The sequence below is a fragment of the Janibacter hoylei PVAS-1 genome (assembly GCF_000297495.1).
GTDB lineage: Bacteria > Actinomycetota > Actinomycetes > Actinomycetales > Dermatophilaceae > Janibacter > Janibacter hoylei.
Window position 1 is genome coordinate 1 of record NZ_ALWX01000061.1, and the last position, 10,634, is coordinate 10,634.

7 protein-coding genes and 1 pseudogene are annotated in these 10,634 nt (G+C 70.9%); 4 read left to right on the forward strand and 4 right to left on the reverse strand.

Going from position 1 to position 10,634, the window contains the following annotated elements; all coding sequences use genetic code 11:
• Positions 1–251: 251 nt before the first annotated feature.
• On the forward strand, positions 252–2,261 hold the full coding sequence (locus B277_RS12610; RefSeq protein ID WP_007928809.1) for an acyltransferase family protein: 2,010 nt from the start codon (positions 252–254) through the stop codon (positions 2,259–2,261).
• A gap of 3 nt (positions 2,262–2,264) precedes the next feature.
• On the opposite strand, the gene B277_RS12615 is transcribed toward B277_RS12610, so the two are convergent.
• Positions 2,265–4,229, reverse strand: coding sequence for an acyltransferase family protein (locus B277_RS12615; protein WP_169330618.1), 1,965 nt, complete (start codon positions 4,227–4,229; stop codon positions 2,265–2,267).
• 121 nt (positions 4,230–4,350) lie between these two features.
• Between B277_RS12615 and B277_RS12620 the strand changes: the two genes are divergently transcribed.
• Genes B277_RS12620 through serC form a run of 3 tightly spaced genes read left to right on the forward strand, consistent with a single transcriptional unit; the run spans position 4,351 to position 7,450 of the window.
• Positions 4,351–5,457: a citrate synthase 2 gene (locus tag B277_RS12620; RefSeq protein ID WP_007928813.1), complete on the forward strand. Its 1,107-nt coding sequence runs from the start codon at positions 4,351–4,353 to the stop codon at positions 5,455–5,457.
• Positions 5,457–6,323, forward strand: coding sequence for an LppX_LprAFG lipoprotein (locus B277_RS12625; RefSeq protein WP_007928814.1), 867 nt, complete (start codon positions 5,457–5,459; stop codon positions 6,321–6,323). Before B277_RS12620 ends, B277_RS12625 begins: the two co-directional genes overlap by 1 nt.
• Before the next feature lie 5 nt (positions 6,324–6,328).
• The gene (gene serC / locus B277_RS12630; protein WP_007928815.1) at positions 6,329–7,450 is read left to right on the forward strand and encodes a phosphoserine transaminase; all 1,122 of its coding nucleotides are present in this window, start codon (positions 6,329–6,331) and stop codon (positions 7,448–7,450) included.
• 96 nt (positions 7,451–7,546) lie between these two features.
• Here serC and B277_RS12635 read toward each other — a convergent pair whose 3' ends face one another.
• From B277_RS12635 to B277_RS12645, 3 genes and pseudogenes are all read right to left on the reverse strand, one after another.
• Complete coding sequence (locus B277_RS12635; protein WP_007928816.1) at positions 7,547–8,830, reverse strand: MFS transporter; 1,284 nt, start codon at positions 8,828–8,830, stop codon at positions 7,547–7,549.
• On the reverse strand, positions 8,827–9,234 hold the full coding sequence (locus B277_RS12640) for a MarR family winged helix-turn-helix transcriptional regulator (RefSeq protein WP_337590146.1): 408 nt from the start codon (positions 9,232–9,234) through the stop codon (positions 8,827–8,829). Before B277_RS12640 ends, B277_RS12635 begins: the two co-directional genes overlap by 4 nt.
• Before the next feature lie 179 nt (positions 9,235–9,413).
• Positions 9,414–10,634: pseudogene (locus B277_RS12645) on the reverse strand (NCS2 family permease); the annotation flags it as partial.

Consider the following 10,634-nt stretch of genomic DNA (forward strand, 5'->3'; position numbering starts at 1 on the left):
CACGGTCGACCTGACGGGCCGCGCCGCGTCCACCCACGACGTCACGAGACGCGAAGGGGGCAGCCGGGCACCTCCCCTTCGGTCAGGCCCTCGCCGGAGTAGTCCACGTGGTCCGGCCGCGGCGGGGTGCGCGGGATGATCCCGTCAGGGAGGCACTCATGGGCGCCAGCGTACGGCCGTCTCCCCCAGCGCGACCGGACCGGCGGGTAGCCTGCCCGGGACCACAGTCCCGCCCATCCCCTGGAGTCCGCATGCGCCCTGCCGCCCCGCGGCGCACCCGCCGTCAGCGCACCTGGTGGCGCGACCTGGTGAGCACGGACCTCGACCAGATGGGCCGCTCGTACCGACCGGCGATCGACGGCTACCGCGGGCTCTTCATCATCCTCGTCATGCTGTACCACTTCGGGGTCACGCAGCTGACCGGCGGATGGGTGGGCATCAACCACTTCTTCACCTTCTCCGGCTTCCTCATCGGCGGCATCCTCATCAAGGAGTGGCAGCGGCGGGGCCGGATCGACGCCGTGCGCTTCTACCTGCGGCGCGCTCGCCGGATCGTGCCGGCACTCGTCCTGCTCGTCGTCGCGGTGCTCGTGCACACCCTGCTCGTCAACTCCGGTGACCGGCCGCAGACCGCGGGCGATGCCTTCGCCAGCCTGACCTTCTGGCAGAACTGGCGCCTCATCGGCCGCGACGACCAGTACTTCGACGTGCTCGTCGAGCCCAGCCCGCTGCGGCACGTGTGGACCCTGGGGGTGGAGGAGCAGTTCTACCTCCTTGCGCCCTTCCTCGTCGCTGCCGTCCTCGTGCTCCGGCGCCGGTGGGCGCGCACGGCCGCCGTCCTCGGCCTGGCCGGGGTCAGCGCCGCGTGGACCGCGATGCTCGCCGACGGCGGCGCGACCGGCTCGCGCCTCTACTACGGCACCGACGTGCGGGCCCAGGCGATCCTCGTCGGCGTCGCCGTCGCGATGCTCCTCACGCCCGACCGGCGTGGTGACGCCCCCCGCCTCGGCCGCTCGACAGCCGAAGCCATCGGCTGGGCCGGCACCCTGCTGTCGATCTCGGCCTTCTTCGTCCTCGACGAGACCGGCCGGTGGATCTTCGAGAGCGGCGGCATGCTCCTCTTCGCCGTCATGGCCGCGTGCATGGGCGCATCAGCGCTCGACCCCCGCCCTCTGCTCATCAACCGGATCATCAGCTGGTCGCCCCTCGTGCACCTCGGCCAGATCTCGTACGGTCTCTACCTCTTCCACTGGCCCATCTCCCTGTGGTTGCCCGTCGACGGGCTCCCGCTCGTCGTCGCGATCGCGATCAAGCTCGCCCTGGCCTGGGTCTGCGCCGTGCTGTCCTACCGCCTCGTCGAGCTGCCGGTGATGATCGACGGCTTCCGCGCACTCGTCCCCCGCAGCCTGGGCCGCACCGCCCGGCAGTGGGCTCCGGCCGGAGTCGTCGCCGCGCTCGCCGCCGTGGCCTACGCCCTGAGCACGGTGTGGTCCCCGCTCATCGACGGGGACTGGGACGGCCGCCCCCTCGCCGCCGCGGCCGAGTACCAGCAGCCGGCGCAGGACCTGCGCGTCTCGGTCGTCGGCAGCTCGATCGCGCAGTCGATCCGCGACGGCTTCGACGGGGGCGACTACCCGGGCCTGGACGTCAGCGGCCACACGCGCCGCGGGTCCTGCAACCCCGTACCCATCACCTTCAAGTACCTCGGTGGTGGTGAGGTCGAGGAGGACGCGACGTGCGCCGCCTGGCGCGAGAGCTGGCCCGACGAGGTCCGCGGGGCGGACGCCGACATCGTCCTGTCCCCCATCGAGACCGCCCTGACCCAGCCGATCGTCCTCGACGGCCGCACCGTCGAGCCGGGCACCGAGGCGCATGCTCGCGAGGTCCGCCGCGCCCTCGACGCCCTGCTCGAGCAGACCCGCCGGGCTGGCGCCCGCCAGCTGCAGCTCATCAACGCCACCTGCCACGACGACCCGGCCACCGTGCGTGACGGCGAGGAGCTCGGCGCGGTCAAGATCGACCCGTCGCCCACCAACGAGGTCGTGTCCCGCTGGGCGAAGGGAGTGCAGGACCAGCGCGGTGACGTCTCCGCGGCGGTCCTCGACCTCAACTCCGCCGTGTGCGGGGAGGGGTACCGCTCGCAGATCAACGGCGCCGAGCTCTACGCCGACCGGGTGCACTTCTCCCGGCAGGGCTCCGAGCTCGTGTGGACCTGGCTCGCGCCCGAGATCGTCACCGCCTGGGGCTTCCGGGACGCGTGAGGGTCACCGGTCGGCGTAGTTCCTGCTGACCTGCCCCAGCAGCCACTTCCACAGCATCGGGGTCACCTCCGGCGAGAAGTGCAGGAAGTCGTTGTAGACCTGCACGCCGTGCAGCTCCTCGGGGTACCCGTCGGCGCACAGCGCCCCGTCGAGGTCCACGACCCGCACGTCGTCGGGGTGGGTCTCGGCCCAGGACTCGACGAGCCCGTTGAGGATCTCCGGGTTCTTGTACTCCGCGAGCATCTGCGGCTCCGACTCCAGGACCGCCTGGACCTCGTCCGGGATGTCGTCGGGGGGCAGGCGGCAGGGCACGTTGACGATCTGCACCTGCTCGGCCCCGGCTCCCTTCGCCTGGTCGTAGACGGTCTCGAAGCGATCGGTGATGACCTGACGGAAGCGCGGGTCGTCGAGCCAGAGCCGCTCGCCGTCGACGATGTGCGGCAGCCCGACGAGGGGCGAGGCGAAGAGCATGAGCACCTGGTCGTCGGCGGCCTCGAAGTCGGTGGTCCACTGCTTCTTCTGCGTGACGCACCACGGCTCGGTCTTCTTCGACAGACCGGGAGCCCAGCTGATCGGCTCGTCGAGGAGGTCGCAGCCCTCCCGTGCGTGGTTGTCGATCTGCACCCCGGGGAACTGCGCCGCCGGGAAGCGCTCGCCGAGGAAGTAGGGCACCGAGTCGCCGAGGATGCCGATCCGGGTGGGCGCGTCCGGGACGTACTCCACCTGCCCGTCGACGATGTCCGGCAGGTCGGCCACGGTCGCCGTCGGCGCGGTCGACTGCTGCTCCGGCGCGGTCCGGACGAGCCCGAGGCCGAGGACGGCGACGAGGACCACGGGCAGGACGGCGGCGAGCAGGGGCTCGCGCGTCCGCGGCAGGACCCCACGGATCCCGCGCGCGATGACCGGCTCCTCGAGGTAGGTGTACGAGACGTGCGCGATGGCGACGGTGAGAGCCATCCCGACGACGAAGACCGCGATGGTGCTGTCACCCAGCGAGGTCTGGGCCAGCATGACGTAGATCGGCCAGTGCCAGAGGTAGAGGCCATAGGTGCGCTCCCCGACGAAGGCCAGCGGCGCCCAGGAAAACAGCGTGCGTGTCGGGTTGGGCCGCGGGTCGGCGCAGGCGAGGACGAGCAGGACGCTGCCGATGCCGAAGAAGAACATCCCACCGTGGTTGAACATCCACCCGGTGTACGGCGTGATGATCGCGAAGCAGATGACCGACGACACGAGGCCGACGAGGCCGCCGACCCAGATGAGCGGCATCGGCAGGTCCGGCGGGGCGATGCCCTTGCCCTTGGGAGCGCGCAGCACACCGATCGCGGCACCGAGGAAGAGCGCCTGGGCCCGGGTGTCGGTGCCGTAGTAGAGCCGCGGGTAGTCCGACTGGTCGTGGAAGCCGAGCATCGCGGTCCACACCGCGGAGGCGACCGCGCCCAGCACGAGGACGGCCATCGAGATGCGGCGGTTGCGGAAGAGCACGTACAGGCCGATGAGGACGAGCGGGGCGACGATGTAGAACTGCTCCTCGATCGCCAGCGTCCACGCGTGACGAAGGGGAGAGGCGCCGCCAGCCGTCCCGAAGTACTGGTCCTCCTGGTGGATGAGTCGCCAGTTCATGACGTACCCGAGCGTCGCCAGGACGTCGCCGCCGAGCTTGCGGCGGATGCCTTCGGGAGCCGCGAGCGCGCCCCAGGCCATGACGACGAGGAGCATCACGAGCAGTGCCGGCAGCAGGCGGCGGATCCGCCGCTTGTAGAAGCCCCACACGTCGATCGAGCCGTAGCGGGACTGCTCGGCCGTCAGCAGACGCACGATGAGGAACCCGGAGAGGACGAAGAAGAGGTTGATCGTCACCCACATGCCCTCGAGCTGGGTCAGCCCGAAGTGGAAGGCGATGAACAGGAGGATGAAGACGCCTCGCAACCCGTCCAGAGCCGGGCTGTACCCCGTACGCACCTTCGACACCTGTGTCCCTCCCTCGCGGCCCGCCGTGCGGCATGCTACCCGTGGCAGGTCTTCGGCACGCCCGTGGTGCGTGCGACACTGATCGCTGAGCAGCTCGACGCACGAACGAAAGAGGCACCCGATGACGGACACCGAGGTCAAGCACGGTCTGGAGGGCGTCGTCGCCTTCGAGTCGGAGATCGCCGAGCCCGACAAGGCCGGCGGCAACCTGCGCTACCGCGGGGTCGACATCAACGATCTCGTCGGCAAGGTCTCCTTCGGCCGTGTCTGGGGCCTGCTCGTCGACGACTCCTTCGACCCGGGCCTCCCCCCGGCCGAGCCCTTCCCGCTGCCGGTCCACAGCGGCGACATCCGTGTCGACGTGCAGTCGGCCCTCGCACAGCTGGCTCCTCTGTGGGGCTTCAAGCCGCTCCTCGACATCGACGACACGCAGGTGCGCGACGACCTGGCCCGCGCTTCGGTCATGGCGCTGTCCTTCATCGCCCAGTCGGCGCACGGGCAGCACTCGGCGATGGTGCCGCAGGCCCGGGTCGACGAGGGCAAGAACATCGTCGAGCGCTTCATGATCCGCTGGCGCGGCGAGCCCGACCCCAAGCACGTCGAGGCGATCGACGCCTACTTCATCTCCGCGGCCGAGCACGGCATGAATGCCTCGACCTTCACCGCGCGCGTCATCGCCTCGACCGGCGCCGACGCCGCCGCCTGCCTCTCTGGGGCCGTGGGCGCGATGTCCGGCCCGCTGCACGGTGGCGCCCCCTCGCGGGCGCAGCACATGATCGAGGGCGTCGAGCGCACCGGCGACGCGACGAAGTACGTCAAGGAGGCGCTGGACCGCAAGGAGCGCCTCATGGGCTTCGGGCACCGCGTCTACCGGGCCTACGACCCGCGCGCGGCCGTCTTGCGCGACACCTGCAAGCGCCTCGGCGCCCCGCGCTACGAGGTCGCCCTCGAGCTGGAGAAGGCCGCCATCGCCGAGCTCGCGGACCGCTACCCGGAGCGCAAGATGGAGACCAACGTCGACTACTGGGCCGCGGTCCTGCTCGACTTCGCCGACGTCCCCGGCGAGATGATGACCCCGCTCTTCGTCTGCGCCCGCACCGCCGGCTGGTCGGCCCACGTGCTCGAGCAGAAGCGCACCGGCCGCCTCATCCGCCCGAGCAGCAAGTACACCGGTCCCGGCCCGCGTCCGATCACCGACGTCCACGGCTACGACCTGCTCCCCGGCTGATGCGTACCGTCGCGATGGCCCTCGCCGCCACCGCCACCCTCGCCCTGGCGGCGTGCGGTGGCGACGGGGGCCCGGGCCCGACGGCCGGCAGCACCTCCAAGGACGCCCCGATCCCCTCGTCGACGCCCTCGGCCTCCGCCTCGTCCACGGCGCCGTCGTCGACGTCGAAGGGAGCCGGGACCACGAGCTCGTCGAGCCACCGGTCCCCGTCGAGCTCCGCCCCCTCGTCCACGTCGACCGACACGGGCACGCCCTTCGACGCGGACGAGTTCACGAGCAAGCTCGAGGCCGCGGTCGACGCCAACCCGACAGTGGCTCTCGACGTGCGGATCGGGCCGAAGGACTCCCCCGCGGCCACGGCCACCGGGAAGCAGGACCTGGCAGACAACGCCCTGGAGATGGAGGTCTCCGTCGGGTCCCAGCAGCTGACCTACCGCCTCGTCGACGGCCAGTACTACCTCGCCCAACCACCCAAGTGGGTCCCGGTGACCAAGGACTCGACCAACCCCCTCATCCAGCAGGCCCTGAGCCAGACGGAGCTGCTGAGCATGCGGACCCAGCTCGACGCCTTCATCGCCGGCGTCGAGTCCGCGGGCGACAAGGGCACCGAGGAGATCGACGGCGTGTCGACGACTCACTACACCGCGACGGTCCGCACCGCCGACGTCCGTCGCGAGCTGGGCCTGGACCAGGACCCCAACGGACCGGCGACGGCCATCTACGACGTGTGGCTCGACGACGACGACCTCATCCGCAAGATGTCCTTCACGCAAAACGGCGCCGAGGCCGAGCTCATCGCCACGGACTGGGGCAAGCCGCTCACCATCAGCAAGCCCACGTCCTCCGAGCTGGCGAAGGTCGGTTGACGTCCGTGACTGCCGACATCACCATCCCCGAGGAGCTGCGGCCCCGCGACGGCCGTTTTGGCTCGGGCCCCTCGCTCGTCCGCCCCGAGCAGCTCGACCACCTCGTCACCCTCGGCCAGACCGTCCTCGGCACCTCGCACCGTCAGGCGCCGGTGCGCTCCCTCGTCGGCGGGCTGCGCGAGGGGCTCGGCGAGCTCTTCGCGCTGCCCGACGGCTACGAGGTGGTCCTCGGCAACGGCGGGTCGACCGCCTTCTGGGACATCGCCGCGCTCGGGCTGGTCCGCGAGCGGGCCCAGCACCTCGTCTTCGGCGAGTTCTCGAGCAAGTTCGCCGCGGTGACCCGCCGCGCCCCCTTCCTCGCCGAGCCCGACGTGCGCTCGGTCGACCCCGGGTCGCTCGTCGCGCCCGAGGCGGTCGCCGGCGTCGACGCCTACGCCTGGCCGCACAACGAGACCTCGACCGGCGTCATGGCGCCGGTGCAGCGCCCGGCGGGGGTCGACGACGACGCCCTGGTCCTCGTCGACGCGACCTCGGGCGCAGGCGGCCTCTCGGTCGACATCGCGCAGACCGACGCCTACTACTTCGCACCGCAGAAGTCCTTCGCCTCGGACGGCGGCATCTGGTTCGCGATCCTCTCCCCTGCCGCGATCGCGCGGGCCGAGGAGATCGCGGCCACCGACCGGTGGATCCCCGACTTCCTCTCGCTGACCGCGGCGATCGACAACTCGCGCAAGGACCAGACGCTCAACACCCCGGCGGTGGCGACCCTGGCCCTCATGGCCGAGCAGGTGCGCTGGCTCAACGAGTCCGGCGGCCTCCCCTTCGCCTCCGGCCGCACCGCGGACTCCTCCTCACGGATCCACGCGTGGGCCGAGCAGGGGGATGCGACGAGCCTCTTCGTCGCCGACCCGGCCGCCCGCTCGCAGGTCGTGACGACGGTCGACTTCGATGACGACGTCGACGCGGCAGCGATCGCGGCGACCCTGCGTCAGCACGGCATCGTCGACGTCGAGCCCTATCGCAAGCTCGGTCGCAACCAGCTGCGCATCGCGACCTTCCCGGCGGTCGACCCCGACGACGTCACCGCGCTGCTCGCCTGCATCGACCACGTCCGCGAGCGCATCTGAGGCACCCGCGCGCGGGTCACAGCAGGGCCGAGAGCACGGCCACGAGGACGAGCGAGCCGAGGACGGCCCACGTCATGATCCGCCGAAACCGGGGCGTCATCGGGCGGCCTGCGGGACGTCGTGGGTGGGCGCGGAGGAGACGCGCACGCGCGGGCGGCGCTGGCTGGAGTAGGTCACCTCGACATTCTCGTGCCGCGCGAGCCAGAAGGACACCGCGACCAGCGTGATCCCGACCGCGACGGCCCCGATGCCGATCGTCCACCGCGGCCCGAGCACGTCACCGACCCAGCCGATGAGCGGCGCGCCGATGGGGGTGCCGCCGAAGAAGATCGCCATGTAGAGCGCCATGACCCGGCCGCGCATCACCGGGTCGGTGCGCATCTGGACCATGGCATTGGCCGTCGTCATCGTCGTGAGGGCGGTGAGGCCACATGCGGCGAGCGCGACGGCAAAGGTGGCGTAGGTCGGCGCGAGGGCGGCGAAGCCCGCGGCGAAGGTGAAGCCGACGAGCGAGAGCAGCAGCACCCTCAGCCGCGGCTCGCTGCGGCGCGCGGCGAGCAGGGCGGCGCTCAGCGAGCCGATCGCCATGATCGAGCCGAGCAGCCCGTAGTCCTCGGCGCCGCGCTCGAAGACCTGGGTGGCCATGAGCGCGATGGTGATCTGGAAGTTCATGCCGAAGGTGCCGAGGACGAAGATCAGCACCATGACGAGGACGATGTCGGGGCGGCCGCGCACATAGCGCAGGCCCTCCAGGGCCGAGCCGCGACCGGTCGAGCGCGGTGCCGGCGTCAGCTCGCTCGCGCGCATGAGCAGCAGCGCGATGAGCACCGAGACAAAGGTCAGGCTGTTGGCGAGCAGCGCCAGCCCCGACCCCACCCAGGCGATGACGAGACCCGCGACGGCGGGGCCCACGAGGCGACCGAGGTTGAAGGAGGCCGAGTTGAGCGCCACCGCGTTGGCCAGGCGCTCGCGCGGCACCATCTCGGAGACGAAGGTCTGCCGTGCCGGGTTGTCGAAGGCGGTCGCGATGCCCGTCATCAGGGCCAGGCCGTAGAAGTGCCACAGCTGGGCGCTGTCGGTGACGACGAGGACACCACCGATGAGCGCGCTCAGCGCGAGCAGGGTCTGCGTGAGCAGCAGCAGCGCCCGCTTGGGGTAGCGGTCGGTGACCGCGCCGGTCCACGGCGCGAGGAGCAGCATCGGCAGGAACTGCAGGCCGGTGACGATGCCGAGCGCCGACGCGGAGTGGTCGGTGAGCTCGGTGAGCACGACCCAGTCCTGGGCGACGCGGCCCATCCACGTGCCGACGTTGGAGACGATCGCGCCGAGCGCGTAGATGCGGTAGTTGCGGATCGAGAGGGAGGCGAAGGTGGGGCTCATCGGGCCGCGATCCGACCGAGGATCCCGCTCGCCGCGACGAGCGTGTCCTGCTCCTCGCGGGTCAGCTCGGCGACCCGCTCGGTCATCCACTTGTCGCGCCGCCGCCGGGTCTGCGTCAGCGCCGTGCGCCCCTGCTCCGTCAGCTCGACGAGCACGCGGCGCCCGTCCTGCGGGTCGTCGTGCCGCTCGACGAGGCCGTCGTCGGCGAGGCAGGCGACGGTGCGGGTCATGCTCGGGGCCGAGACCTTCTCGATGTCGGCGAGCGCCCGGGGGGTCAGCGGACCGTCCTCGAGGCGGGCGAGCACGGAGAACTGGTGGGGCGCGATGACGTCGGTGCTCTCGAAGCGGATGCGGCGGCTGATGCGCATGCACGCCAGCCGGAGGTCCTCGCTCAACGCGCCCACCGCCGCACGGCCCAGCGCTCTCGACTCCGCCACCGGCTCTCCCTTCGCTCGCATCAACACGTTGGTACAACTCATTACCTGTGCTAACTATTCCTCGGCGGCGCAGAAAAACCCCGCCGCCGCACGGGTGTGGACCACGTGCGACGGCGGGGTGTCCGCGTCGATCGGCGAAGGGAGCGTCACCCCACCCCGAGCACCCCCTTGATCGGGTCGATGCCGAAGTACAGGACGAAGAGGCCAGCGACGAGCCACATGAGCGGGTGGATCGTCGCCGCGCGGCCACGCACCGCCTTGATGAAGACGTAGCTGACGAAGCCGGCGCCGATGCCCGCGGTGATCGAGTACGTGAAGGGCATGAGGGCGATCGTCAGGAAGGCCGGGATCGCGATCTCCAGGTCCTCCCAGTCGATCTCCTTGACCTGCTGCATCATGAGGAAGCCGACGAGCACGAGCGCGGGGGTGGCCGCCTCGTAGGGCACGACTGCGACGAGCGGCGACAAGAAGGTCGCGAGCAGGAAGAGCACGCCCGTGACGACCGAGGCCAGACCGGTGCGGGCCCCCTCGCCGACACCGGAGGCCGACTCGATGTAGCTCGTGTTGGAGCTGACCGCAGCAGCACCACCGGCCGCGGCGGCGAGCGAGTCGACGACGAGGATCCGCTGCGAGTTCGGCGGGTTGCCCTCCTCGTCGAGCAGGTCGCCCTCCGCGCCGACGGCGACCATCGTGCCCATCGTGTCGAAGAAGTCCGCGAGCAGGATCGTGAAGACGAGCAGCGCCGCCGAGACGACCCCGATCTTGTCGAAGGAGCCCAGCAGGTTGAAGTCGCCGAGCAGGCCGAACTGCGGCGTGGCGGCGATGGAGTCGGGCACCTGCGGGACGTTGAGCCCCCAGCCGGTCGGGTTGACCAGCTCACCCGCCTCGTTGGTCTGCGAGCCGATGCTGAAGACCGCCTCGACGACCATCGCGAGGATCGTCGTGCCGAGGATGCCGTAGAGGATCGCGCCCTTCACGCCGCGCACGTGCAGCGCGATGATGATGAAGAGGCCGATGACGAAGACGAGCAGCGGCCAGCCGGCGAGGAAGCCGCCGACACCCAGCTCACCCAGGGGACCCCCTTCGGCCTTGCGGACGAAGCCGGCGTCGACGAGGCCGACGACGGTGATGAAGAGGCCGATGCCGACGGAGATGGCCGTCTTGAGCGGCGCCGGCACGGCGTGCAGCACCGCCTTGCGGAAGCCGGTGAGCACGAGCAGCAGGATGATCAGGCCCTCGAGGACCACGAGGCCCATCGCGTCCGCCCAGGTCATCTCCGGCAGCTTGGCGATGCCGAAGGCGACGAAGGCGTTGAGCCCCAAGCCCGCGGCCGAGGGCCAGCAGCGGGTAGTTGGCCACGACCCCCA